This is a genomic window from Evansella tamaricis (assembly GCF_019042215.1).
In the GTDB taxonomy this organism is placed as follows: domain Bacteria; phylum Bacillota; class Bacilli; order Bacillales; family Salisediminibacteriaceae; genus Evansella; species Evansella tamaricis.
The window spans coordinates 58,732-83,802 of sequence record NZ_JAHQCS010000184.1 but is presented as its reverse complement, the minus strand read 5'-3'; the positions used below and the strand labels follow the sequence as shown (position 1 = coordinate 83,802).

The window sequence follows — 25,071 nt, the reverse complement described above, 5'->3', positions numbered from 1 at the left end:
CTTTACCATTCTGCCCCATTGAAGTTGGAATATACCAAATATAAAAAAACCCAAAAGGCAATATTGCCTTTTGAGTATTCTATACAAGTACCTTGAAAAGAAAATTAGTTGATAATTTCATAAATTAACGTCGGAGGAGTTACTTTTTCTTCTGTAATGGTGTATGCACTTTTTATTTTTTCCGTAACTTCGTCCACCAGGTTATTGTTTGAATGAACAGTCACCAGCGAATCTCCTTTTTTTACAAAATCACCAATTTTCTTCCTTAATTCTAGCCCAACAGCCATATCAATTTCAGATGTTTTCGTAGCCCGTCCTGCTCCAAGCATCATTGCTGCGATGCCAAGTTGATCCGCAACGATATCGGCAATATATCCTTCTTTATCCGTTTTTACGTCTAATTTATACTTAGATTCGGGAAGTTTTTCCGGATTATCTATTATAGAAGGATCTCCGTTTTGTGCCTTTATGAATGTCTTAAAATGTTCTAGTGCTTTTCCGGAGTGAATCGATTCCATTAACAGTTCTCTTGCTTCTTCAAGGGTATTTGCCTGTCTCCCCAATACTACCATATGGCTGCCCAATTCTATACACAACTCCTGTAGATCTTTAGGCCCCTGTCCTTTTAAAGTCATGATGGCTTCTTTCACTTCCAGAGCATTTCCTATGGCAAAACCAAGTGGTTGACTCATATCCGATATAATCGCAGAAGTGTTTCTTCCTAAATTCCGTCCGATTCTCACCATTGCTTCTGCCAATTCTTTTGCTCCTGATAATTCTTTCATAAACGCCCCTGCTCCTGTTTTCACATCTAAAACAATAGCATCTGCACCAGAGGCAATTTTTTTGCTCATAATCGAACTGGCTATTAAGGGAATGGAATCCACCGTCGCAGTAACATCCCGTAAACCATACAATTTTTTGTCTGCAGGCGTTAAATTCTGAGTCTGACCAATTACAGCCACTTTATTTTGATTTACTAATTGAATAAACTTTTCATTGGTTATTTCAACACTAAATCCTTGAATGGATTCCAGTTTATCGATGGTTCCCCCAGTATGACCTAACCCTCTTCCACTCATTTTGGCAACGGGAACACCTACACTTGCAACAAGGGGTGCCAGTACTAAAGTTGTTGTATCCCCTACCCCACCTGTACTATGCTTATCCACTTTCACGCCATTGATTTCAGATAAATCGATCGTGTCTCCAGAATGAACCATTGCGTCTGTTAATGCTGCACGCTCCTTTTCATCCATCCCTTGAAAAAAAACAGCCATGGCCCATGCACTGAGTTGGTAATCAGGAATTTCATCGTTCGTATACCCTTGAATGATAAAATCCAGTTCCTCTTTTGTGTGAGTTTTTCCGTTTCTTTTCTTTTCAATCAGGTCAACCATTCTCATTTAACTATCCCTCCATCGTACTCCTTTAAAATGTTTCTTATGAGAGTAATAAATCGAGGTTTAGTTTTCGCCGCAACTTCCATTACTTCTTCGTGAGTGATCCCTTCGATGGTCTCCCCAATGGCCATATCCGTAATACACGATATTCCCAGTACAAACATATCCATATGGCGAGCAACAATCACTTCAGGTACAGTGGACATTCCTACAACGTCTCCCCCTAACTTCCTTAACATAATTAACTCCGCAGCAGACATGTACGTAGGACCACTCACTGCCGCATAAACTCCTTGCTGTAATTCTATGCCATTCTGTTCTGCTACTCTTAAGGCATGATCTCTCCATTTTGGAGTATAGGCGTGGCTCATGTCCGGGAATCGAGGGCCTAATTCATCCAAGTTAGAACCAATAAGGGGATTAGCTCCAGTGAAGTTAATATGATCCTCAATCAACATCAAGTCTCCTGGTTTAAACTTTTCATTCATTCCCCCGCAAGCATTGGTCACAATGATTGATTCACAGCCCAATAATTTCATAACCCTTACAGGAAAAGTGACTTCCTGCATGGAGTAGCCTTCATAAAAGTGGAATCTCCCTTGCATGGCAACAACCTGTTTCCCTTCTAGTTCACCGATCACCAATTGGCCTTTGTGCCCCTCCACTGTGGACGTTGGAAAATGTGGAATATCATTATAGGAGATAGCCACTGGACTGGAAATTTCTTCTGCAAGATCCCCGAGGCCTGAACCGAGAATTAGTCCAATGGTTGGCTCCTTCTCTATTTTACTTTGGATGAATGATACAGCTTCTTTCATGTAAGTTACACTCATTTTGAATCTCTCCCATCCATTTGATGGATAATATTTTTTACAAACAGCAAGAAATTTCCTTTTACTTTTTCCGTCGTTTCAATTACTTCATCATGTGTAAGCGGTTGATCTAAAATTCCTGCAGCCATATTAGATATGCACGTGATCCCTAACACTTCCATCTCGCTATGTCTTGCAACAATGACTTCTGGAACGGTTGACATTCCAACAGCATCTCCACCAAGTGTGCGAATCATTTTTACTTCTGCTGGTGTTTCATAGCAAGGGCCTGTATTACCAGCATAAATCCCTTCTTTTACCGTTAGTCCCAGTTTCTCTGCTATTCTTTTCGCTAATAGAATAAGTGATTTCGAATAGGCTTTTGACATATCTGGAAAACGGACGCCAAGATCATTATCATTCGGTCCAATAAGAGGATTGTCCCCAGTTAAATTAAGGTGGTCTTGAATCAACATTAAATCTCCAGGTTCAAAGGATTTATTCACTCCACCAGCAGCGTTAGTAACAATTAATTGTCTTACTCCAAGAGCCTTCATTACTCTCACTGGTAACGTCACTTGTTCCATACTGTATCCCTCATAATAATGGAATCTTCCTTGCATTGCGATAACCTGTTTTCCCTGTAATTCCCCAATTACAAACTGTCCCTCATGTCCTGCAACTGTGGATGTGGGGAATCCTGGAATATCACCATATGGTATCCGAATACTTTTCTCAATTTCCTCAGCTAATACCCCCAAACCAGATCCAAGAATTAATCCAATTTCTGGAGACAGATTCACTCTGCCATTAATCATTTCAACGATGCTGTTTATTTTTTCATTACCCATACTTATTCTCTCCTATTTATTCAATTCCGCTAAGAAACTCGTACCATGTTTAGGTAAAGTCACACCAAAATTCTCAGCGATGGTAGCCCCAACATCGGCAAAAGTTTTCCTTATTCCGATGGATTTCCCACCAACCATTTTTTTTGAGTAAACAAGAAGGGGAACATACTCCCTTGTGTGATCAGTACCTTTAAATGTAGGATCATTTCCATGATCGGCAGTGATAATTAGTAAGTCATTCTCCTGTAACCTTTCAAACACTTCCTCTAGTCGCACATCAAATTCTTCCAATGCTTTCCCATATCCTAAAGGATCTCTCCGGTGCCCAAAGACAGCATCGAAATCAACTAGATTTAAAAAACTAAGACCGGTAAAGTCCATCTCTAATGATTCATTTAACTTATCCATGCCATCCATATTGGAAGTTGTACGTAATGACTTAGTGATTCCTTCCCCATCATAAATATCCGATATCTTACCAATTGCGATGGAATCGAAACCAGAGTCTTTTAGTTCATTCATTACCGTCCTGCTGAATGGTTTTAAGGCATAATCATGACGATTTGTCGTCCGCTTCCATGCCCCTGAACTCCCAAGAAAAGGTCTAGCAATGACACGGCCAACCATATACTTTTCATCCAATGTTAATTCCCTAGCCACTTTACAAATATCGTAAAGTTCTTCAATTGGTACCACCTCTTCGTGAGCGGCAATTTGTAATACAGAATCGGCTGAAGTATAAACTATAATAGCCCCGGAATTCACATGTTCCTCACCAAGTTCATCTAAAATTTCTGTTCCAGAAGCGGGTTTATTGCCAATAATCTTGCGGCCTGTCCTTGTTTCCAATTCACGAAGAAGTTCTACAGGAAATCCGTTTGGAAACGTTCGAAAAGGCTGATCAATATGCAGCCCCATTATTTCCCAATGACCTGTCATTGTATCTTTCCCTACAGACGCTTCAGCCATTTTCCCATAAAAACCTAACGCTTTTTCCGGTTTGGAACCACCTCTATACTCTTTTATATGTGATAATCCTAACAAATCCAAATTAGGTAGTTTTAATCCATTCATCTCCTCCCCAATATGCCCTAATGTATCCGCTCCTTCATCATCAAACGCTTTCGCATCTGGGGCTTCCCCAATCCCAACAGAATCCATTACAACTAAGAAAACTCGATTAAAGGAATACTTATCCATTTTCCATTTACCTCCTGCCTGTTATTTAAATCCAAAGTTACCTATGTATTATAAAAACGCAAGTAAAATGTTTAGTCATCTTATCTTACCAAAAAAACACACATGTTACATTATGCACGTGGGTGATACTTGGAATACTCATCCTTCATTCGTGTTTTAGTAACATGTGTATATATTTGTGTGGTCGAGATATCTGCATGTCCAAGCATTTCCTGAACCGCTCTTATATCTGCCCCATTTTCCAGTAAGTGACTGGCGAATGAATGTCTTAATGTATGAGGTGTAAGCTCTGTTTTAATATCCGCTTCCTTTGCTAATTGTTTGATGACTTTCCAAAAGCCCTGTCTGGACATTTGATTTCCATGATGATTAACAAATAGGATTTGGTGCTGTTTTCCCTTTTTCATCAATACAGGTCTACCTTCCCGGAGGTATTTTCGAAGTGCATTTGAAGCGATTTCACCAACTGGAATATTCCGCTCTCTTTTTCCATTTCCAAGGCAGCGAATGTATCCCATATGGAGATGGAGGTCATCTATATTTAAGTTACATAGTTCACTCACTCGAATACCTGTGGCGTATAATAATTCAAGCATCGCTTTATTCCTGCTATCCAGATGAGGTTTTTTTACTGTAGCCTCCAGAAGAGCCTCCACTTCACTAAGTGTCAGGATACTTGGCAACCTTCGCTCGTCTTTTGGCCTTTCCATATGTACAGTAGGATCTTCATGATGGTAGGATTCCCTCAATAAAAATTGATGGTAGGATTTTAGGGCCGAATAATTCCTTGCCAATGTGGAACCTGCTTTCCCTTCTTTTTTTAGGTAATGAAAGTAGTGTAAAACTTTTAATCGGGTAATTTCCTTAATATTATTAATTCCTTCCACTTCTTTCATATAGAAAAGATACTTTGTTAAATCACGTTTATATGCTTCTACCGTATTTTGAGATACTCTCTTTTCTTCCATCAAATAATGAATAAAAGGTTTTATTTTCAGATCCAATCTCATCCCCACCTTTACTTATGAGGCTTATTCTCCATGATTTAAAAACAAATGTAAACGCCAAACTGGTAGATTAGCAAATTCCGCATCATTCAGTTGAAATACTTTGACTGATCTGCCCTTCGGTTCATCATAGCGATGATACTGGTTATACTCCTCACTTACCCATAGAATACCACAATAAAAAATGAGAGTGCACCCCATGAATAATAAAAATACCCATAACGCTTCAAAGAAGGTCTTTATACCATTCATCACAAACTTCCTTTCATCTATCCTGGTTATAGTACGTTATATGACGGACAGGACAAGTTCTATACCCATAACTAAGAAAAATAAAAGAAAAGTTTAGAGATATATTTCAGGCAAAGAAAAAAGCAGCACCTCTGCTACTTTCTTGAGTGTTGTATATTAAATTTAATTTGTGGAATCGGAAACTTGATCGTGGCACCGATGACAAATTCCATGAAACGTTAATCTGTGGTCCTTGATAAGAAAGTTCCAGTCCCTTTCCACCACTTTTTCCACATCTTCCAATAAATCCTCTTGAATTTCATCAACTGAACCACATTCAATACATACTAGATGATGATGGAAATGTGCTGCTCCCTCTTTCCGAAGGTCATATCGGGACACTCCATCACCAAAATTAATTTTATCAACCACTTTTAATTCTGTTAACAATTCTAATGTTCGATAGACAGTGGCTAAACCAATCTCAGGAGACTTTTCTTTCACAAGCATATATACATCTTCAGCACTTAAATGATCTTCTTCATTTTCTAATAGGACACGAACTGTTGCTTCCCTTTGTGGCGTCAGTTTATAACTTTGAGAATGTAATTGTTTCTTTATTCTCTCGATTCTCTGTTCCATGATATCCCCCCAAAAAGCCATCTACTGACATTATACTCTTTGAGAAAATTACGTGTCAAACAAGAATCGTTACAAACTAAAGATTATATTAATTGTTAAATAATAATTATTATAATAAGAATTACTTAGCTAATTAATTGAAGTACTGTTTTCATAATTGTTGGGGATACATAAGCCTCGTAAGCCGCTACAACAGCAATAAATGCCCCAATAAATAAGAGAAAAAGGGAATAGGACAAGAAATATTGAAAAATTGGTTCATGCCCCCGTCTTGTTACCTGCCTCCATATTTTCATCGAAAAAGATGTGGCTACAGTAGTAACAATAATAAAAATCGGAATAAGTAATACATTTTGCGGAAAAATTGACGCAAAGGATAGAACAAATCCATCCATCCCCATTTGACTAACTAAAAAGCCCACAGTAAAACCAATAACGAGTCCTTTTATAAAAAGAAGGACAAAGATGATTGGTAAGCCGATTACAGACAAACCTAAAAACCACATTAGTCCAATTAATTTACTGTAATGGGCAAAACTTTGGGTAAACATAGCGGACGAAGAAGCAAACTCTCCATCTTCCACTTGTCCAAAAAAGAGAGATAGATAGGCGTATAGATCATTTTTCTGAGAAAAGCTCAAACTATTTACAATTATAGCTCCAAATATAACTCCCATAGATAAGAGAACAATCGAAAATATATAGATTGGAAGATGCTCGTCCAAATGATCGATAATTGACCTTTTTACATAGCCCATACGCTTCATTGATAATTCGCCTCATTTCATAAATGATTCTCCTTCTATCAAAGCCTATGAAACTATGAGGAAAACTATGACAGAGTTCATAGATTTCCTTATTTTATTTTTCCGTAATGACCTGCTCCACCTTCGTGAATAGTTAGTCTTCCGTTTCTTCCTCTGATAATATACTCTGCAATTTTCTCTGGTATCACTTGTTTTAAAGTATTAAACGGTATTTCATGAATGACTTTCATCTCTGTTTGAAAATTATCCAATAATTTTTGGCGTGTTTTCGGACCACAACCAGGAATAAACTCGAGGGGAACTTGATGGATGTAGGCAGGTCTGTCCCGTTCTACTATTTCCAGTCCCTTTTTCATCCATTCTTCCTTTTGAAGTCTAACCAATTCCACAATCCTTTCTGACACTCCCCGAATAATCCCTTTATGCCCTATTGGGCACTTTCCATTTTCGCACGGAATCCCGCATACTTTACAGATGGAAAGATAGTATTTTCCTAACCGGGGATCTAATCCAATGTTTTTACTGATACTCCGTCCACCCTTTGCTTTAAGGGCTTTAGCAATTTCTCGAAAGGTTGGGACTTCCATATGTACTATTTGATGTTCCCTTGCAATTTTACCTGTGGAATGGGCATCAGAATTTGTGAGGAATGTGAATTGGTTTAATTCCATTAATTCCTTAGCCATTAAAGTATCAGAACTTAATCCCAATTCTACCCCGTCAATTAATTGTGGATCTAATATCTCCTCTAATGAAACCTTTACACCTTTTCCATATAAACTTTTAAACGGGGTAAAAATATGGGCAGGGATAAACAAACCGTCTAAGGAACGTATTTTTTTCTGAAGTTCCTTTCCATTAACATAGATTCGTTGGGAACTGAGATGAATATTCTTCATGCGTTCCTTACACCAATCAGAAAATACTTTCATTTGCTCTATAGTTGGCAGGAAACAAAGGACATGGACAGGTCCGTAAGAATTTTCATCGTAAATCTCTAGTTCACTCCCTAGGAGTAACGTTATTTTTTCTCTATATCTAACTCCACCTTCGGGAATCTCCGATGCATAGCCAGTGTCTATTAATTCGATCACTTCCCCTAAAACTTCTGGAGATTGGGCATCAATTACTCCAATAACATCCAAGCCTTTTCGAAATAGGGATTCTTCTAGAATACTTGTTAACGTTAACTGATTCGATGCTGTTATTTTTACTGGACGTCCTGTCTTAGTTCGCCCAATATGAATATGTAAATCCATGTAATATGGCTTTAATAAAGCTGATGACACGTGTTTCATCCTAACTTTTTCTGTAATTTACGTAACTGAAGATATTGTATTGCATATACCGTTTTTGCATCATGAATTTTTTGTGATTCAATCAATTTCACTGCGTCTTCCACAGTGACCTTATAACTTTCCACAAATTCATCTTCATCTAAATTCACATTGCCTCCAGATAAGTCTTCTGCAAGAAAAAGGTAAATCAGTTCATCAGCAAATCCGGGACTAGTGTAAAAGGAACCTAGAGCGGTCCAAGTCGCTGCTACTAAACCTGTTTCTTCTTCTAATTCTCTTTTTGCACACTCTAATGGGTCTTCTCCCTGTTCCAACTTACCTGCTGGTATTTCTGCAATCGTCTTTTCAAGGGGTTTACGATATTGATCAACCAGAACTATGTTTTCTTCTTCATCCATTGCAATGATTGCCACTGCTCCAGGGTGGGTAACAATTTCCCGCTTACTTTCTTTTCCATTAGGTAATTTTACATCATGTACCGCTAAGTCAATAATTTTCCCTTCAAATATAATTTCTTTTTTTATTGTTTTTTCTGTAAATGAATCCATTTATCATCATCCTATTCTGTTCTGTCCTTTATATCTTTTACATATCCTTTAGCATATCAAAGAAAAAGGGGAAAATAAATATGCTCATCTATCACCGAAAAAAGGGAATCATACTAGCTGGAAAAGCATGGGAAATTAGGGAATACCTTAAACAACAAAGAAAGAATTATGACACTGTAGAAGAATGGTCAGATACCGTTTTTAAAAAACAACATACTGCAGCGGCAATACCTAAAAAGTACAAAGGATCTTTATCTATTGTCCTTCCCATTGTTTTCAATGGAAATGGGGATAAGGATTGAACATCTTCCATCAGTGGAAGGAGGACGGACTCATCCAATCTCTTTACGGAAATATGAGAATACCCTTTTAAAGTATCTATTTGAGGAGTAATCCACCGATTACTATATTCACCTTCAGGTAAAGGTAATATACTAGGGACGAAGGTAAACTCCTTTAATGGTGTTAATGTATGGTGACTTATTCCTTGATGCCGTGTCCTGCTTTCAAACGATGACAGCCTGGGAATCCAAATGGGAATACCCCCAAGTGCTCCAATATAATTTGCCCAACTAGCCTGAGACAAGCCACTGAACCCATATTGTGTATTGGAACCGACTACACCTGGACCTAATGTTATTAGAATCGGTGTATCAGGATGACATTGATTAACGAAATGTTGTAAACCTGTTACCACATTGATTGATTCTCCTTTACCTCCAAATGCCTGGCCTGCTGTAATAGAGTGAAAATCTGGCTGTTGATGGAGATATTCCATGTGTCTGCTCATCATCAATGGCAACGATGCTTCATCACTTACCACTACTGCTAGAGGCTGAGGAGTATCTCCACTCAATCGTTGAAACAAAAACCACACGACAGGTAACATGCTGTGTAATTCCCCTAAAAAAATTAATCTATTGTTTAATTTCAGTTTTTTCTGAAAGGATTCATGGTGCTTACTTTCTGGAGCTTCCACTGCCAAAACACTGTGTTGTTCACTTAAATACCTAGCTTTCATAATATGTCCATCATTCACCTTAACTTGTGTCTGATTTCTTGACTGTTTATTTATAACCGTTCTTACAATATCCCATCCACCTGTTCCAAGGTTTAGCCTTCCCGCTGTAGTATTTACAATAACTGTATCTCCCACTTCCGTGTCAGGAGAAAGTCTTCTGTACAAAATTGCCCTTCCATGGCCACCTTTAGTTTTTATTCGAATGACTTCTTCCGTTTTATCGATAATTTCCATTACTTCCACTCTCTCCTCGGTGATCATCCAAACCCCTCCCATCTTTCCAATGTATTCTGAGGTTTTAAATTTAATAACATTCTTGTTCTTATGTTAAAAGCTTGTTACTATCAAACTACACACGAAAACGAGGTGGTTAAATGAAGAAAAACCAATTAGGAAACTCAGATCTTTTTGTGTCGGAAATAGGTTTTGGGTGTATGTCCTTAACCAAAGACCCATCAGAAACTGAAAAAATACTTCATCAGGCAATCGACGGGGGAATCAATTTCTTTGATACGGCAGACTTATATCAGCAAGGGATGAATGAAGAGGCTATTGGTAAAGCATTACATAAGCACCGGAATTCCATAATCTTAGCTTCAAAAGGGGGAAATGAATGGGGGGAAGGAATAGACGGTTGGCGTTGGAATCCATCAAAAAAATATATAAAAAGAGCTCTAAAGGCTTCCCTAAAACGGCTGAATACAGACTATCTTGATCTTTATCAGCTTCACGGTGGAACAATGGAAGATCCCATCGAGGAAACTATTGAAGCGTTTGAAGAACTGGTACAGGAGGGGACTGTCCGATATTATGGTATTTCATCCATCCGTCCAAATGTAATAAAAACGTTTTTAGAAAAATCAAGTATCGTCAGTATCATGATGCAGTATAGTCTCTTTGACCGCCGTCCGGAGGAATGGCTTTCACTTATAAAAGAACATAATGTTTCTGTAATTGCGAGGGGACCTGTTGCAAAAGGACTACTAACAGATGGGTTTGAGAGAAAATTATCTCCTGATGGGTACCTTACTTACTCCAAGCAAGAATTAGAGGATACTATTGGGAAACTGAACCTCCTTGCCAAACGGGAAAACCTATCATTACAACAACTGGCTTTACGGTATGTAATTGACCATCCTACTGTAGCAACCGCTATTCCAGGTGCGAGTACTATGGACCAACTCATGGATAACCTGACTGCTGCATCTCTTCCACCTCTGAAAAGTGAAATAACTGAAAAACTGAGAACTGATACAAAGACCACATACTACGAACAACATCGTTAAAATAGAAAAGCGCAAGCGCCTAAGAACACGAGCGTAGGGCAGTGCAAGAATGACAACAGAAGTCCGCCCTTTGACTTCGGTTGTCACTTCCGAAGTGCCCCGCAGCGAGTAGGCGCTGGAGCTAGACAACTTGCCCGAAGGTGCAAAAATAATAAACTCTTACCTTTCAAGAAAAGCGCAAGCGCCTATGGTCACGAGCGTAGGGCAGTGGAGGAATGACAACTAGAAGTCCGCTCTTTGACTTCGGTTGTCACTTCCGAAGTGCCCCGCAGTAATTAAGAAGCAACTGAAAAAGTTTAAAACCACTTTTTCAGTTCCTTTTATTTGTATGGCAATGGCTGCGCTCATCGCTCGCCTGATAGGAGAAAACCACTCCTATCAAGCTTTTTAAAGATTGCGACGGCTACGCTCATTGCTTAGTGGGACTGTAAAAGTGGAAAAGCACCACTTTTGCAGTTCCCATGCGAGTAGGCGCTGGAGCTAGACAACTTGCCCGAAGGTGCAAAAATAATAAACTCTTACCTTTCAAGAAAAGCGCAAGTGCCTATGGTCACGAGCGTAGGGCAGTGCCTCTTCCTCTACAAGCGTCACTCTGTTGTTTATCCGTCGATCGGACAAAACGCCACTTCCTGTGAGCTTTTAAAAAAAGGGATTCATTATGTTTTCATAATGAATCCCTTCCCATAATAGGGACTTTTATTTTATTGCTGATAACTAGTTTTATACCTTTCCACTGCTGTTTCATAATGATCCACTAATATTTCATAATTTACATATCCTCGTATAATATTGGCCACATTTCCATCTGGATCAATAATATAAGTTATCGGAATGTACATTACTTGATAATTATTATATACATCACCATTTACATCCATTAAAACTGGATATGGAATATTAAAATCTTCAATGAATCGTGAAATTGCCGTTTCATTTGTATCCACTGTAGTCATATTTATTCCAAGCAACTGAACGTTCTCTTCTTCGAATTCCTCATGAAATTTCAGGAAATGTGGCATCTCGTCTCGGCATGGGGGACACCAGGATGCCCACATATTTACCATAAGAAATTCCCCCTCAAACTGAGATAACCCCATCTGGCCTTCTTCGGAATATAGTGGTAGTGTAAAATCAATTGCTTTTACTCCAACTTCAATGGATTGTTCTGACGAAGGCAATGTTTCTATTCCTTCGTTCTCAAGATACTGCTCCAGTTGTGAATCATTTCCCCTTTGTGCTACATGGTCATCATAAATAACATAAATACCAATGGCAATGGCTGCTAGGAAAATGATAATAGTAGTTAATTGCTTTCCTTTCATTAGTTCAATCCCCCATTCATACACTTATAGTATAATGGTTACTTACTCATAAATAAAAGTTTTTCGTTTAATGTCACCATTTTCTCATCACCTTATCTTCATAAAGACTTAGTCCTATCATACAATTATACAATCATAGAATTGTTTCTAACTTTTCCATCAAAAATATATGTTATAGTTCATATATTTTTGTTAGAATGAAGCGAAATGAATTATCCTTAAGTTGAAAACTGTTGGCCATTCATTTGCCACAGAAACAGAAAGGAAGATACATGTGACATTATTTGAAGCAATAGTTTTTGGAATTGTTCAAGGGATTACTGAATTTTTGCCCATATCCAGTACTGCCCACATTGTAATTACTCAAATGGTATTTGGTTACACATTCCCTGGGCTTGCCTTTGAAATCTTTCTACACTTAGCCTCAGTACTTGCTGTAATAATTTATTTCTGGAAGGATCTATGGAGAGTTATCCAAGGGTTTTTCAGATTTATAACCAAAAGACAAAAGGAAGATAAAACAGAGTTTTACTTTGGTGTTTATATTTTAGTTGCTACATGCATCACAGGTGTTCTCGGGAAAATTCTATCAGATGTAACAGCCGATGTTATGAAAACACCACCATTTATTGCTGGTGCATTACTTTTTACCGGTTTTGCCCTTATTTTTATTGAAAGGTACCATAAAACGGGAAATAAAACAGAAGAGACAATGACATTTTGGGATTCGGTTTTGATTGGTTTAGGACAAACTTTAGCTGTTTTTCCTGGGATATCTAGATCCGGAGCAACTCTCGTTGTATCCCTTCTTGCCGGTCTAAACCGGGATACAGCCGTAAGGTATTCGTTCCTATTAGCCATTCCTGTAATACTAGGATCCACGGTTCTTGCAATTGATGACTTATCTGAATCGATGATAGCTTATATTGGACCATTAAACTTAATTGTTTCTTTTGTCGTAACATTTATTTTCTCCTTATTAGGAATTATTTGGTTAATTTCATTTTTGAAACAAAGCAAATTAATTTATTTCGCAGTGTATTGCTTTGTCGTAGCGATTCTCGTTTATGTATTTCTAGACGCATCCATGATCATGGAAGTTTAACATTTCCTTACTTGGTCACAAGAGGTAATCCCTTTGTGACTTTTTTTTCATTCCTGTAACATTTCCAATAGAATGATTTACCCGAGGTCGCTTATTTGTTAAAATGTGATAATGTAATTCAGATAGTGATGAATAGATTAATAGTTTAATGTCAAGACTAGTAGGAGACCAAAATGAATACATCTAATGGAAAAACCTTCGGTAAAGACCTTCTTGGTTTAGTACTATTATTTATATTTTTGATTCTTTTTCTAATGAGTGATCGTTTAAATGATAGTGAGATGATTTCTAATCTCCCTAACGCCTGGGTGAATGTTAATACGATTTTTTTAAGTATTGTCATTGAAGCTATACCATTCATCTTATTAGGAGTATTTGTCTCCTCTTTAATTCAAATCTATGTTTCTGAAGAAACTATCCAACGATTTTTGCCGAAAAGTGCTTTGATGGCCCTCGTACCGGCAGCGATGCTCGGAGCAATACTTCCACTATGTGAATGTGCCATTGTTCCGGTTGTTAGGCGATTAATCAAAAAGGGGATGCCTCTGCATGTCGGGGTTGTTTTCCTTGTTGCAGCACCAATCTTAAATCCAATTGTATTTGCTTCCACTTACTTTGCTTTTCGCAGTGAGCAAACAAATACGATTCTTTATTCCAGAATGGGACTGGCATTTGTTTTATCTATTATCATAGGTGCGATTCTTTATGGAATCTTTAAAAATTCCCATCAATTACGAGGGGAAAATATATCACTACATGTTCACGGGCATCATCACCATCATCCCGGTGACGGAAGTTCAACCTTCTTCTCTAAAATAAAGGACACAATGTACCATGCCGTTGATGAATTTTTCATGATGGGGAAGTATTTAATCATCGGGGCTTTTATTGCAGCTATGTTTCAAACGTTCCTTGATCGTGCCGTACTTACAGCCATCGGACAAAATGACTTTTCATCCACGATGGTTATGATGATCTTTGCATATCTCCTGTCCCTTTGTTCAGAGGCCGATGCCTTTGTTGCATCGTCGTTTGGTAGTCAATTTACAGATATGTCGTTAGTTGCTTTCTTAGTATATGGTCCCATGTTAGACTTAAAGAATACCTTTATGTTATTCGCTTTCTTTAAAGCCAGGTTTGTAATTGTATTTATGATTACGGTAACTATCATTGTGTTCGCCTCTGTTATGGTTTTATTCGGAGTTATTCTTTAGGAAAGGAAATTGGGTGATAAAATGAAAAAATATGATCATTCGTTCCATGCATACATTCAAGGAATTATTTTAATCGGCTTTGCTTTGTTAATTTTAGGATTAATCATGACAGGAAATATCGTCTATTATATTGCTCCATCCATGATGCCCTTCATTTATTTTGCTTTAGGAACATTCTTTCTTCTTGGGATTATGCAAGTTTTCCGCAGTACAAAAAAAGATTCCCACCAAGATAGTTGTTCATGTGAAGCCGATCATCAAATAAAGGGACCATTTCCTGTAAAGTTGTTAATATACAGCATTTTTATTTTGCCTATCTTATTTGGGTTTATATTACCAGACAGGGCTTTGGACAGTTCCGTAGCCGCAAACCGGGGGATTCAGTACGGATCTGGATTAGGAATAAATCAAGTGAGTGGGGAAGGAGAATCTAGTCTGTCAAGGGCGGAAGCGTATTTAGACGACCCTGAGGGATATATTAATAGTTTGTCTGAAAACAATGGAGAAACAGATGATATTGAGCACTTTCAATTGGAAGACTTCTATGATCAAGACTGGTATGATGACTACTACTCAGAGTTAGCTGATGAATTCGCAGTAGAAGACACCATTACCGTAACAGAGCAAAACTACCTTGATGTAATGACTGTTCTTGATATTTACTTGGATAGATTTATTGGAAAAGAAATTGAAATTCTTGGCTTTGCCTACCGAGAAGAAGATTTCGAAGATCATCAAATTGTTATAGCACGCTTTTCCATGACATGTTGTACTGCAGATGCAGGAGTTTATGGGACACTCGTAGAATCACAGGAAGCAAAAGATTTTGAAGAGGATACATGGCTCTTTGCAAGGGGAACCATTAAAAAAGGACAGTATAATGATTTCATTATCCCAATCATTGAAGATGCTTATTTGGTGGAAGTGGAACAACCAGCAACTCCTTATGTTTACCCTAACTTTAATAGATAAATTAATGTGCATTCGCCTAAGATCAGGAGACTCACCAGTGGCACGTGGAAAAATATAAATCCGAACGAATTAATGGTATCGACCATCAATTCGTTCGGATTTCTTGATAGATAAGAATGTATAAGTTTTTGCACCTTCGGGCATTGTCTATCCTCACCGCCCTACGCTCGTGAGCATAGGCGCTTGCGCTTTTCATTGTCTAGCTCCACCGCCTACTCGCTGCGGGGCACTTCGGAAGTGACAACTGAAGTCAAAGAGCGGACTTCTAGTTGTCATTCCTCCACTGCCCTACGCTCGTGAGCATAGGCGCTTGCGCTTTTCTTATTTAAAGCACTATTGTCACGCCTCTACTTCCATTACTGTTCTAATGTTCATAAATCATTTTCTTTGTCATCCCACCATCAACCACAATATTTTCCCCAGTTACAAAATCATTATCTTGATCCGCCAAGTAAAAACAGGCTCGGACAATATCCTCAGGTTTACCTACCCGCTTCGAAAAATGTTGTTCGTGATCTTTTTCTCTCAACGTTTCATAGTCACCCGTTTCAATCCATCCTGGACTAATGGAATTTACTCGTATGTTTCTGTTGCTTAAACTGGAAGCTAACGCATGTGTTAATGAAACCACTCCCCCTTTTGATGCTGCATATACTTCTGAATTCTCTTCCGACATCAAAGCACGTGTGGACGCTATATTAATAATTGATCCACCCTTTTTTATCATGTCAATTCCATACTTCGAGAACAAAAATACACTGCTTAAATTTGTATGTAAAACCCGTTCCCATTCAAGAAAAGTGAGTTCTTCCAAGGAAACAAATTTAGAGATTCCAGCATTATTGATTATACAATTAATACTTGCAGTATGTTTTTTAATTTCTTCAAATACTTGTAATACCTCTACCTCCTTCCCCACGTCCCCCCTAATAAAAATAACATGTCTCCCTCTTGAACGTAGGTCCTCCATAACTGCCTTTCCATTTGTTTCGTCATTATCCACCATAAATACAGTAGAACCTTTTTCAGAAAATCCTTCCGTTATTGCTTTTCCAATGCCGTTGGCAGCACCAGTGACAATGACATATTTTCCTAAGTAGTTGTTTTCCATCCCATAGCTCCTTCACAAAAATGTTATTTTATTGTACAAATATTGTACAAATAGTATAATACAGAAAATGGAGGGAATAAAATGTCACCAACAATTGATCAATTGATTTTCCGTTTTTTTCTATTTTGGTATGTATGTGGTACCGTACTATTAACATTCGATATACTTCCTCAGTGGCTGGAATGGGCCAATATTGTCTTTTTAGTTACCACTGGCCTCCTTGCCATACTTTATTTTACTCGTCAGAGCAATTATCCAACCAATATTATCATTATAGGCTCCGTTTTTTTCCTTACCATGTTCATGGAAGGGGTAGGTGTTAAAACTGGTTTGTTTTTTGGTGAATATGATTATAAATCAGATTTCGGTCCGAAACTATTTGGAGTTCCCATAACAATAGGTTTTGCTTGGATGATGGTAATTGCCACATCTCAAGTTTTGGCAAGTCCACTTCTTTCATTATTACATACATCAAAAATTAAAGGTCTATTATTCTCTTTGTACGGTGCATTTATTGCTACCAGTCTCGACTTAATCATTGATCCTGTTGCATTTCACGTCAAAGAATATTGGATTTGGCACGAATCAGGTTTTTATTATGATATCCCCCTATCTAATTTTAGTGGTTGGTTTATTCTCTCTTTTATACTACACTATTTTATTTACATCTTACTGCCAATGGATGCCTTGAGTAAACCGCCAGTAAAAAGAAGTTATTGGAGACAATACATGGTATATCTTTATGGAATGATTATGCTGATGTTTATTTTAATAGCAATGATGAACCAACTGTATATAGCATCTACTATAAGTAGCTTTGCTTTATTACTAGTTTACTATAGTTATTATTCCTTAGAAAAATGGACGGTGAAGAAAAATGATAACACCGAAAAAGCACCTTTTATTTGAACGTCTTTTTTTCTTTTATACAAAAAAATTATTACGAAGGCATTTTCATCGTATTGTTGTTACAAATTTATCCGTATTGCCTAAGAAGACAACTCCAGCCATTTAATTAATCAATCACAGTTCATGGTGGGATTCTATCATTTTATTTTACTTAAATAAGACGTTACTAAAAGTAGATGGAATAGGAATGATGTCATTGGAAGGCTTAACACGATTCCCCTTTTTTCGAAAAATCGGTGCCTTCTCCGTGGACCGCTCCTCCATACGTTCCATGATTCATTCTCTCCAATATGCATCAAAAGAACTGACAAATGGGAAACACCTATTCCTTTTTCCTCAAGGAGAAGAATTGCATATAGAAACAAGACCTCTTCGATTTTTGAGTGGTGCTTCCTATTTACATGAGAAAAATAAAAATATCCCAATAATTCCAATTACTTTTTATCACAGTTTAGTCCATCATCAACTTCCGGAATGGTATATACATATAGGTGATAAAATGTCCATTCCAACCACTACCCGAAAAGAAACAACTTCTCTTATGGAAAGCATCATGGAAAAAAATCTAGATTGGCTACGTGAAAAAGCGATTAACGAACATCCGGGAACTTTTAAGCTTCTGCTTAAAGGGAAAGAAAGTTTCGCAGACAAGCTAGATTTAAAAAGAAGATTGAGGAGAAAGTAGGTAAGGCTCGTGATATGGTATATTAACATACTGGTTTTGTTTAATTTATGGATAATTGTCAATCAAAAGTCGCTTCCAGCATTAAAAGGCAATGTAGATATCTCAAATAGGACGGACAGAGAAACGAGGGGACTTGTCTCTATTATTGTTCCCTTACGAAATGAAGTAAGGAACATCCCATCTTTAATCTCCAACTTAAAGGAGTTAACCTATCCATTCATAGAATTTATTTTGGTGGACGACCGTTCTGAGGACAACACCCTTGCAAAATTAAGGAAACAAGTTGGAGATGACAACCGATTTCAAATCATCTCTGGATTACCTTTACCAGATGGTTGGGTAGGAAAACCTTTCGCATGTCATCAAGGAGCAGTGATGGCAACGGGAGATTACTATTTGTTTATTGATGCAGATGTACGGCTTGCCCCTCATACTCTCGAAAAAACATTAACCCATTTTGATATGGATATGGGGCTTCTCACTGGGTTCCCACGATTTCCACTAACTAGTTTTTTTAGTCATTTATTAGTCCCGATGCAGCATTTTATTGTTCATTTTCACCTTCCTATTTGGGGAGCTAACAAAACTTTAAACCAAAGTTTTTCTGCTGCACACGGAGCTTTTATGATGTTTAAAGGGGAGGTCTATCATCAATCTGGAGGACATGAGACCGTGAAAAACTCGTTGGTAGAAGATATTCACCTTGCTAGAGAAGTTAAAAGGAAAAGAAGATTTGTAAAGTTAATGAATATTACAGATTTGGTTACTTGTCATATGTATGAAACCAATAGGGAAGTCTGGAATGGATTTTCTAAAAATATTTTCCCCGGTTTAGGAAAGCATGTATTATTAGCCATTTTCCTTGCGTTATTTTATGTCACATTTTTTATTTTTCCAATTATTTTAGTTGGTATCAGTATTAATCAATCATCCTTTCTATTTATTCTGCCTTATCTTTTAATCACAATGATGAAATGGAGTATTGATAGGAATACAAATCAAAAATGGTGGCTTTGTTTTTTATTTCCCTTTTCTGTTTTATTAACCTTAATTGTACTTGGATATTCAACCTACTTAGGCCTTTCAAATAAAGGGTTTAGCTGGAAGGGGCGAACTTATCAATGAAAAAAAGAAAACATGTCATTATTATTGGTGGAGGTCTCGGGGGTCTGTCTTCTGCCATCTTGTTACAATTAGCCGGATGGCAGTCAACGATTATTGAAAAGAATTCCCATCTCGGAGGAAAACTCCATCAAATTAAATTTCAAACACATCATTTTGATTTCGGACCAAACACAATTACAATGCCAGAGGTTTTTCAATCCATCCCTTTGAGTGCAGGAGAAAATCCAGATGATTACTTCCAGTTTCAAAAGCTCATCAAACATACAAAAAACAGCTTTTCAGATGGGGCTCACCTCTATTTTTCATCAGATCATAAGGAAATGAGAGAAGAACTGGGAAGATTACATGGACCTTCCGGGAAGAATTTCGACTCTTACTTAATGGAAGTTGAAAAACTAATTCTTTTAGCTCAAAATTACTTTTTGAACCGCACATTTTCATCATGGAGAGACTTTATTTCCCTTCCACTGATGAAAGCTATGATTTCTGCCAAACCCTTACAATCCCTTGATCAGTTTCATAAACAGTACTTTTCGGATCAACGTATACGTAACGCCTTTAACCGTTATGCTACTTACATTGGCTCTTCCCCTTATTCTGCCCCTGCCACTTTTGGATTGATCGGGCATTTAGAATTTAGTGATGGGGTTTATTTTACGAAAGGGGGTAATTATCAAATTGCACGCACAAGGGATGGAGCAACTGGCAAAAAAGATTGGTGTTACGATTCATATAAACGAAGAAGTTCAGAAGGCTTATGTGATGGATAGAAAAGTGACTGCTGTGGAAACGACTAAAAGACAATTAGAAGGGGATGTCTTCCTCTTTAACGGAGATTTATTAACGCAATATCCAAGACTAATTAAAGAAGAACACCGACCATCATTCTCAAATAAACATGTTTCAAAAATAAAACCCTCTGTTTCAGCTTTTGTTATTCTGGCAGCTTCAAATAAGAGACACGCCCTACATCATCATCATGTCTTTTTTGGAGAAAACTATGAGGAAGAGTTTCATCAACTTTTTTATCAGGGAAGATACGGAAAAGATCCAACTATTTATATTTGTACTTCATCGAAAACTGATCCAACCATTTCCCCAGATGGGGATAATTTATTTATCCTTGTGAATGCTCCCCCTTTGAAGGCAGATGGTTCTTCGGAGATTGATAAAGGGTTTATGAAAGATTTCATTTTTGAAAAACTTGAGAATCGGGGTCTACACTTGAGGGATGGATTAGTCGAGACAAAAATAGTTGACCCTTTGATGATTGCCCAGACCTTTCATGCTTTCCGAGGTTCCCTATATGGTATGGCATCAAACCGGAAAAAAGATACTTTTTTACGTCCATTTAATCGATCTGGAGATTTAGAAAATATTTATTTTGTAGGAGGAAGCACCCACCCAGGAGGCGGTTCTCCGATGGTAGTTCTGAGCGGCAGGAACGTAGCAGAACAAATAATAAAAGATTATAGGCTATGAATAAGAGAATCGCATGCGCCTAAGCTCACGAGGGTAGGGCAGTGCCTCTTCCTCTACAAGCATCGCTCTGAAGAGTATCCGTCCATCGGGCAGAACGTGGCAAAACGCCACGTCCTGTGGCATGCCCGATGGTGCAAAAACTTATAAATTCTTATCTATTAAAAGAATCACGGAACCGACTTAGAGTTACGTGACCTTTTTCCATTCACGAAGTCATTCCTTCCATTAGATGCTCAGTTCTTTACTAGTTTCAATAGTACTCATAATAAGCCTTTTTTGTTGAGGAGAAACAAATGCTCTCTTTGAAAACACATCATACTGATTATCACGAACGGACTGAAGTATACCTCTGTAAAACAGAGTAGCGGCTTTAACCGGGATTTGTGACCTTACAGGATATAAATAAACGGTTTCTAAACTGGTAGAGTAATAATAATCTGCAATTTCCGCCAGAATATTCCCACATCTTAATAAACTGATAATTAATTTCACGCTTTTGCATCATTTCATCCGTATAGCCAAATTTTTGACGATATTCTTTCGGAATGTAAATACGGTTCCTCTCGTAATCCTCCCCAATATCCCTTAATATATTTGTAATTTGCATCGCAATACCAAGGCGAATGGCACTTAACCGAAGTGTGGCCTGTTTTTTCGGAGCAAGTACAGGTAAAAGCATGAGACCAACCGTACTTGCAACATGATAGCAGTATTCCTGGAGTTCGGAATACGTATCGTAATGTGTTTTAACCAAGTCCGTTTTCTGTCCTTTTACCATGTCATAATAAGGCTTAGTAATACAGTTAAATTTCGCAAATGTATCTCTAAGGGCAATCCATAGGAACGTTTGTTCAGGAATACCCCCTTGAGAGAAAATATCTAGCTTTTCTTCAAACATTAGGATTTCTTTCTCAGGATTTTTTCCTTCATCAATGATATCATCGACAGTTCTGCAAAAAGCGTAAATAGCCCATACAGCCTGCTTTTTTTCCTTTGGTAAATACTGAAATGCCTTTGAGAATGTTTTTGAATGATGGTCAATAACTTCTTTACAACGTTCATACGCTTCTTCTCTGTTCATGTTCACTCTCCCCTTCCCTTTCTGATCGAATCACATTTGCGAGAATTTTTGCCCCTTGCATTACGATAGGAACCCCGCCACCAGGATGAACGGAAGCTCCAACTGCATAAACATTATCTAAAGGAAATGGCTTGACTTGCGGTCTAAAAACACCAGACTGAAACAATGTGGGGGCGATTCCAAAGCTTCCAACTCCGAACAATCCTTCCTGCTGGGCATCCAGTGGGGTTCTAAATTTTTTCCATATTATCTTTTTATCTAGGTCAAGATCTAGTTGTTTTGTTAATCTCACAAGCACCTTTTCTGCAAGAGATTCATAGTCCCTCTGAGATATGGTGGATGAGGATGGAACTGGAATCAATACATAGGCAACGCTTTTTCCAGCAGGGGCTAAACTTTCATCAATAAGAGACGGATGAAATACATAAAAGGAAGGGTCTAGTGGCAGGGATTTTTCTACAAATACTTCCTTCATCAACCCTTCCAAGTCATCGCCCATAAAAAATTGATGAACATGGTTTGTATTCAGGCGCCCATTTAAACCAAGGTATATTACAACTGTTCCAGAGGAGGGGATATACTTACGAGATTTTTTCTCTTTTGGATAAAGTAACTTTTCACTTAATGGAAAATCCCCATTTAAAATAAACCGTTCATATGGATGTATCTTTCCATTACACTCTAATGCTGTTGCGCGATCCTTTTCTTTATAGACTTTTGTAACAGAGCTATTATAGTTAATCACAATGTTTCGTTTCTCAAGTTCCTTTGTCAATATCTCTGCTAGACGAGCATATCCACCTTTTAAATACCACACTCCATGTTCATGCTCACTGTAGGGAACAAGGGAATATAAGGCAGGAGTGGTTGAGGGGGATCCACCTATGTATAGTGTTTGTAAGGAAAAAGCTTCTCTTAAACACTTTGATTGAAAATAACTCTCCACTTGCTTCTTCACCGTTTGATACGCCTTAAGTCTGTATAAAGTTAAGACATTTTCTTTCTTCCAAAAAGAGCGTTTTTGAATAAAACTATGATCCAAGAATGCTTTTTTTCCCTCCATAAACCTCTCTTCCATTTCGTTCATATATCTTTCAAACGCCACCTCTTCCCCAGGAAAACACCGATTTATTTCCTCCTTTTGCCGTTCCTTATCTCTCCACTTCAAAAACACCTTACCATCAGGAAAGTGAATGGGATAAAGTGGATCAATAGAAACCATCTCCAATTCTTTTAGTTCCACAGAAAGTTCCTTAAGGATACCTTTTATTATTTCTGGTAATAAAATAATGGTAGGACCTTCATCGATTTTAAAACCAGCTTCATTGACATACGCCAACCTGCCACCTAAACGGTCTTGCCGCTCATGAATAGTAACTTCTTCCCCTTCCAAGCTTAAATATAAAGCAGTAATCATTCCTCCTATCCCCCCACCAATAATGGCTGTCTTCATTATCTCTCCCCCATTCTAGAATACGATGAAACTAGTAAATTTGTTGTTATTCTTGCCGACTCAAAAATAGTTGGAAGTCCACTGCCCGGATGAGTTCCACCCCCCACTAGCCATAAACCGGCAATGTCCTTCATCCGGTTATGGGGACGGAAATACATCATTTGACCTAATCGGTGTGATAGATTAAAAGTTGCCCCCTGAAAGACAAATTTTTGTCTCTCCCAATCAAGAGGCGTTAGTATCGTTTCCTCTTCCAAGTGGCTCCTCAAGGAAATACCTGATCGACGTTCTAATTGGTCCCAAATTAAATCTCTAAAACTACTTTTTTCTCTCTCCCAATCCACTCCACTTAAATTATTTGGAACCGGTGCTAGAATATAAAGAGCAGATTTCCCGACAGGTGCTAGCGTAGGATCTGTTACAGAACCATTTTGAATGTAAATAGATGGGTCTTCGGATAGTTCAAAAGTTTTGGTTATCTGCTCCACATTTTTTTTATAGTCTTTAGAAAAATAGATTGTATGATGATCTAAATTTACCGTTTTCTTTACCCCTGCATAGATCATAAATGTGGAACAGGAATAATCTTTTTTTATAAGCTCCGCGTTTTTATATTTTTTCCTTTTCGTATCGTCAAGTAACGTGGTCATCCCATAAGCAAAGTCTGCATTCATCACAACATGGTCTGCTTCGATAATTTCCCCATCCTCTAATTCCACACCAATGACTTTATTTCCGTTTAAAACCAGCTTCCTGACCCCATTATTTTTATGAATTTGGCCACCGTGTTCTTCCACCACTTTCGCCAATGCTTTTGTTATTTGATTAACTCCACCAATGGGGTGGTATACTCCATATTCATGCTCCATAAACGACAGAATACTGAATGCACCGGGACACTCCCATGGAGACATTCCTAAATATTTTGATTGGAAAGTAAAAGATAGTTTAAGTCTGTCATCATCAAAGTATCGTGAAAGAACATCATATAAGCTCTTTCCAAACTCTAAAGACGGGAGCGCCTTAATACTCTTCCGCCTTAAATAATCAAACAGGGAATCGTATTTGCTTTGGAGAATAGGCAGGAGCATATTCATTTTAGCCCTAGTTTCTTTCATAAATAGATCATACTTTTGACCGTATCCTGGAAAATGATTTTCTATATGCTCCCTCATTTTTCTTTGATCACTAGTGGCCTGAAGCGAAAATTCATCAAAGGATAAGGTATACATTGGATCTAATTTCTTTAACGTCATATAATTTGCTAATTTTCGATCTGATTCCTCAAATATTTCTTCTAATATATACGGCATACTAAAGAAAGTTGGGCCTAGATCAAAGGTGTACTCACCACTTGAAAAGGAAGATGTTCTCCCTCCTATATATGACTGTTTTTCTAAAACCCTTACGTTAAATCCTTTGGCAGACAAGAGCATTGCTGCAGCTAATCCACCGGGTCCACTTCCGATGATCACCACTTTATCCTTTGTCATTTCCCCATCCCCACTAACTGTATTATAGTTATACAAATTTTATATTTTAGTTA

General features: G+C 37.8%; 25 protein-coding genes and 1 pseudogene. 10 read left to right on the top strand and 16 right to left on the bottom strand.

What is annotated here, in order from left to right; genetic code table 11:
* Nucleotides 1-104: 104 nt before the first annotated feature.
* From KS419_RS23750 to KS419_RS23705, 10 genes are all read right to left on the bottom strand, one after another.
* The gene (locus tag KS419_RS23750; RefSeq protein WP_217069581.1) at nt 105-1,406 is read right to left on the bottom strand and encodes a pyrimidine-nucleoside phosphorylase; all 1,302 of its coding nucleotides are present in this window, start codon (nt 1,404-1,406) and stop codon (nt 105-107) included.
* Nucleotides 1,403-2,236, bottom strand: a complete 834-nt coding sequence (locus KS419_RS23745; protein WP_217069580.1) for a purine-nucleoside phosphorylase — start codon at nt 2,234-2,236, stop codon at nt 1,403-1,405. Before KS419_RS23745 ends, KS419_RS23750 begins: the two co-directional genes overlap by 4 nt.
* Nucleotides 2,233-3,066 carry a purine-nucleoside phosphorylase gene (locus KS419_RS23740; protein WP_217069579.1) on the bottom strand — a complete coding sequence of 278 codons (834 nt, stop codon included), beginning with the start codon at nt 3,064-3,066 and terminating at the stop codon, nt 2,233-2,235. Before KS419_RS23740 ends, KS419_RS23745 begins: the two co-directional genes overlap by 4 nt.
* A gap of 12 nt (nt 3,067-3,078) precedes the next feature.
* Complete coding sequence (deoB, locus tag KS419_RS23735; RefSeq protein WP_217069578.1) at nt 3,079-4,266, bottom strand: phosphopentomutase; 1,188 nt, start codon at nt 4,264-4,266, stop codon at nt 3,079-3,081.
* A gap of 110 nt (nt 4,267-4,376) precedes the next feature.
* The gene (gene xerD, locus KS419_RS23730) at nt 4,377-5,270 is read right to left on the bottom strand and encodes a site-specific tyrosine recombinase XerD (protein ID WP_246594747.1); all 894 of its coding nucleotides are present in this window, start codon (nt 5,268-5,270) and stop codon (nt 4,377-4,379) included.
* Nucleotides 5,271-5,297: 27 nt separating this feature from the next.
* Nucleotides 5,298-5,525: a YqzK family protein gene (locus tag KS419_RS23725; RefSeq protein ID WP_217069576.1), complete on the bottom strand. Its 228-nt coding sequence runs from the start codon at nt 5,523-5,525 to the stop codon at nt 5,298-5,300.
* A gap of 162 nt (nt 5,526-5,687) precedes the next feature.
* Nucleotides 5,688-6,146, bottom strand: a complete 459-nt coding sequence (gene fur / locus KS419_RS23720; protein ID WP_217069575.1) for a ferric iron uptake transcriptional regulator — start codon at nt 6,144-6,146, stop codon at nt 5,688-5,690.
* 125 nt (nt 6,147-6,271) lie between these two features.
* Nucleotides 6,272-6,913, bottom strand: coding sequence for a stage II sporulation protein M (gene spoIIM / locus KS419_RS23715; protein WP_217069574.1), 642 nt, complete (start codon nt 6,911-6,913; stop codon nt 6,272-6,274).
* A gap of 89 nt (nt 6,914-7,002) precedes the next feature.
* Nucleotides 7,003-8,202 (bottom strand): endonuclease Q family protein, encoded by a 1,200-nt coding sequence (locus tag KS419_RS23710; protein WP_343215116.1) that lies wholly within the window; start codon nt 8,200-8,202, stop codon nt 7,003-7,005.
* A gap of 5 nt (nt 8,203-8,207) precedes the next feature.
* Nucleotides 8,208-8,759 carry an NUDIX domain-containing protein gene (locus KS419_RS23705; RefSeq protein ID WP_217069572.1) on the bottom strand — a complete coding sequence of 184 codons (552 nt, stop codon included), beginning with the start codon at nt 8,757-8,759 and terminating at the stop codon, nt 8,208-8,210.
* Between KS419_RS23705 and mciZ the strand changes: the two are divergent.
* Nucleotides 8,750-8,896, top strand: a pseudogene (gene mciZ / locus KS419_RS25580) (Z-ring formation inhibitor MciZ); the annotation flags it as partial. The gene KS419_RS23705 and the pseudogene mciZ sit on opposite strands and share 10 nt — an antisense overlap.
* Before the next feature lie 29 nt (nt 8,897-8,925).
* Here the strand turns inward: mciZ and KS419_RS25090 are convergent.
* On the bottom strand, nt 8,926-10,041 hold the full coding sequence (locus KS419_RS25090) for a DUF3866 family protein (RefSeq protein WP_246594745.1): 1,116 nt from the start codon (nt 10,039-10,041) through the stop codon (nt 8,926-8,928).
* A 113-nt stretch (nt 10,042-10,154) separates the two neighbouring features.
* Here KS419_RS25090 and KS419_RS23695 point away from each other — a divergent pair, with 113 nt between their 5' ends.
* Nucleotides 10,155-11,066 carry an aldo/keto reductase gene (locus tag KS419_RS23695; protein WP_217069571.1) on the top strand — a complete coding sequence of 304 codons (912 nt, stop codon included), beginning with the start codon at nt 10,155-10,157 and terminating at the stop codon, nt 11,064-11,066.
* Between the two features lie 701 nt (nt 11,067-11,767).
* Here the strand turns inward: KS419_RS23695 and KS419_RS23690 are convergent.
* Nucleotides 11,768-12,388, bottom strand: coding sequence for a TlpA disulfide reductase family protein (locus KS419_RS23690; protein WP_217069570.1), 621 nt, complete (start codon nt 12,386-12,388; stop codon nt 11,768-11,770).
* A 274-nt stretch (nt 12,389-12,662) separates the two neighbouring features.
* Between KS419_RS23690 and uppP the strand changes: the two genes are divergently transcribed.
* The 3 genes from uppP (at nt 12,663) to KS419_RS23675 (ending at nt 15,679) form a co-directional block, all read left to right on the top strand.
* Entirely contained in the window at nt 12,663-13,493 is an 831-nt protein-coding gene (gene uppP, locus KS419_RS23685) for an undecaprenyl-diphosphatase UppP (protein ID WP_217069568.1), read from the top strand.
* 173 nt (nt 13,494-13,666) lie between these two features.
* Nucleotides 13,667-14,707, top strand: coding sequence for a permease (locus tag KS419_RS23680; RefSeq protein ID WP_217069566.1), 1,041 nt, complete (start codon nt 13,667-13,669; stop codon nt 14,705-14,707).
* 21 nt (nt 14,708-14,728) lie between these two features.
* Nucleotides 14,729-15,679, top strand: a complete 951-nt coding sequence (locus tag KS419_RS23675; RefSeq protein WP_217069564.1) for a TIGR03943 family putative permease subunit — start codon at nt 14,729-14,731, stop codon at nt 15,677-15,679.
* 364 nt (nt 15,680-16,043) lie between these two features.
* Here the strand turns inward: KS419_RS23675 and KS419_RS23670 are convergent, their stop codons facing one another.
* Complete coding sequence (locus KS419_RS23670; protein WP_217069563.1) at nt 16,044-16,790, bottom strand: SDR family oxidoreductase; 747 nt, start codon at nt 16,788-16,790, stop codon at nt 16,044-16,046.
* An 81-nt stretch (nt 16,791-16,871) separates the two neighbouring features.
* Here KS419_RS23670 and KS419_RS23665 point away from each other — a divergent pair, with 81 nt between their 5' ends.
* The 5 genes from KS419_RS23665 to KS419_RS25080 all read left to right on the top strand — a co-directional run bounded on the left by KS419_RS23665 (nt 16,872) and on the right by KS419_RS25080 (nt 20,991).
* Nucleotides 16,872-17,699, top strand: a complete 828-nt coding sequence (locus tag KS419_RS23665; protein ID WP_217069561.1) for a carotenoid biosynthesis protein — start codon at nt 16,872-16,874, stop codon at nt 17,697-17,699.
* Nucleotides 17,700-17,808: 109 nt separating this feature from the next.
* Nucleotides 17,809-18,384: a lysophospholipid acyltransferase family protein gene (locus KS419_RS23660; protein ID WP_217069607.1), complete on the top strand. Its 576-nt coding sequence runs from the start codon at nt 17,809-17,811 to the stop codon at nt 18,382-18,384.
* 9 nt (nt 18,385-18,393) lie between these two features.
* Nucleotides 18,394-19,509 (top strand): glycosyltransferase family 2 protein, encoded by a 1,116-nt coding sequence (locus tag KS419_RS23655; protein ID WP_217069559.1) that lies wholly within the window; start codon nt 18,394-18,396, stop codon nt 19,507-19,509.
* A complete protein-coding gene (locus KS419_RS25085) occupies nt 19,506-20,279 on the top strand; it encodes a phytoene desaturase family protein (protein ID WP_246594712.1) in 774 nt (257 codons plus the stop codon). The genes KS419_RS23655 and KS419_RS25085 overlap by 4 nt, the downstream gene beginning before the upstream one ends.
* The gene (locus KS419_RS25080; protein ID WP_246594697.1) at nt 20,188-20,991 is read left to right on the top strand and encodes a phytoene desaturase family protein; all 804 of its coding nucleotides are present in this window, start codon (nt 20,188-20,190) and stop codon (nt 20,989-20,991) included. The genes KS419_RS25085 and KS419_RS25080 overlap by 92 nt, the downstream gene beginning before the upstream one ends.
* 370 nt (nt 20,992-21,361) lie before the next feature.
* On the opposite strand, the gene KS419_RS23645 is transcribed toward KS419_RS25080, so the two are convergent.
* The 3 genes from KS419_RS23645 to KS419_RS23635 are packed head-to-tail and all read right to left on the bottom strand — an operon-like array spanning nt 21,362 to nt 25,018.
* Nucleotides 21,362-22,072, bottom strand: coding sequence for a phytoene/squalene synthase family protein (locus tag KS419_RS23645; RefSeq protein ID WP_343215115.1), 711 nt, complete (start codon nt 22,070-22,072; stop codon nt 21,362-21,364).
* Nucleotides 22,050-23,525, bottom strand: coding sequence for a phytoene desaturase family protein (locus tag KS419_RS23640; protein ID WP_217069557.1), 1,476 nt, complete (start codon nt 23,523-23,525; stop codon nt 22,050-22,052). The genes KS419_RS23645 and KS419_RS23640 overlap by 23 nt, the downstream gene beginning before the upstream one ends.
* Nucleotides 23,525-25,018, bottom strand: coding sequence for a phytoene desaturase family protein (locus KS419_RS23635; protein ID WP_217069555.1), 1,494 nt, complete (start codon nt 25,016-25,018; stop codon nt 23,525-23,527). The genes KS419_RS23640 and KS419_RS23635 overlap by 1 nt, the downstream gene beginning before the upstream one ends.
* Nucleotides 25,019-25,071 lie beyond the last annotated feature (53 nt).

What these genes read in the sequence shown, in the direction of transcription:
- KS419_RS23690 (WP_217069570.1), bottom strand. Translation starts at nt 12,388, where the DNA reads ATGAAAGGAAAGCAATTAACTACTATTATCATTTTCCTAGCAGCCATT.
- KS419_RS25090 (WP_246594745.1), bottom strand. Translation starts at nt 10,041, where the DNA reads ATGATCACCGAGGAGAGAGTGGAAGTAATGGAAATTATCGATAAAACG.
- KS419_RS23740 (WP_217069579.1), bottom strand. Translation starts at nt 3,066, where the DNA reads ATGGGTAATGAAAAAATAAACAGCATCGTTGAAATGATTAATGGCAGA.
- KS419_RS23750 (WP_217069581.1), bottom strand. Translation starts at nt 1,406, where the DNA reads ATGAGAATGGTTGACCTGATTGAAAAGAAAAGAAACGGAAAAACTCAC.
- KS419_RS23665 (WP_217069561.1), top strand. Translation starts at nt 16,872, where the DNA reads ATGTCACCAACAATTGATCAATTGATTTTCCGTTTTTTTCTATTTTGG.
- KS419_RS23635 (WP_217069555.1), bottom strand. Translation starts at nt 25,018, where the DNA reads ATGACAAAGGATAAAGTGGTGATCATCGGAAGTGGACCCGGTGGATTA.
- KS419_RS23675 (WP_217069564.1), top strand. Translation starts at nt 14,729, where the DNA reads ATGAAAAAATATGATCATTCGTTCCATGCATACATTCAAGGAATTATT.
- KS419_RS23725 (WP_217069576.1), bottom strand. Translation starts at nt 5,525, where the DNA reads ATGAATGGTATAAAGACCTTCTTTGAAGCGTTATGGGTATTTTTATTA.
- KS419_RS23645 (WP_343215115.1), bottom strand. Translation starts at nt 22,072, where the DNA reads ATGAACAGAGAAGAAGCGTATGAACGTTGTAAAGAAGTTATTGACCAT.
- KS419_RS23640 (WP_217069557.1), bottom strand. Translation starts at nt 23,525, where the DNA reads ATGAAGACAGCCATTATTGGTGGGGGGATAGGAGGAATGATTACTGCT.
- KS419_RS23705 (WP_217069572.1), bottom strand. Translation starts at nt 8,759, where the DNA reads ATGGATTCATTTACAGAAAAAACAATAAAAAAAGAAATTATATTTGAA.
- KS419_RS23695 (WP_217069571.1), top strand. Translation starts at nt 10,155, where the DNA reads ATGAAGAAAAACCAATTAGGAAACTCAGATCTTTTTGTGTCGGAAATA.
- spoIIM (WP_217069574.1), bottom strand. Translation starts at nt 6,913, where the DNA reads ATGAAGCGTATGGGCTATGTAAAAAGGTCAATTATCGATCATTTGGAC.
- deoB (WP_217069578.1), bottom strand. Translation starts at nt 4,266, where the DNA reads ATGGATAAGTATTCCTTTAATCGAGTTTTCTTAGTTGTAATGGATTCT.
- KS419_RS23745 (WP_217069580.1), bottom strand. Translation starts at nt 2,236, where the DNA reads ATGAGTGTAACTTACATGAAAGAAGCTGTATCATTCATCCAAAGTAAA.
- KS419_RS25085 (WP_246594712.1), top strand. Translation starts at nt 19,506, where the DNA reads ATGAAAAAAAGAAAACATGTCATTATTATTGGTGGAGGTCTCGGGGGT.
- KS419_RS23680 (WP_217069566.1), top strand. Translation starts at nt 13,667, where the DNA reads ATGAATACATCTAATGGAAAAACCTTCGGTAAAGACCTTCTTGGTTTA.
- fur (WP_217069575.1), bottom strand. Translation starts at nt 6,146, where the DNA reads ATGGAACAGAGAATCGAGAGAATAAAGAAACAATTACATTCTCAAAGT.
- KS419_RS23670 (WP_217069563.1), bottom strand. Translation starts at nt 16,790, where the DNA reads ATGGAAAACAACTACTTAGGAAAATATGTCATTGTCACTGGTGCTGCC.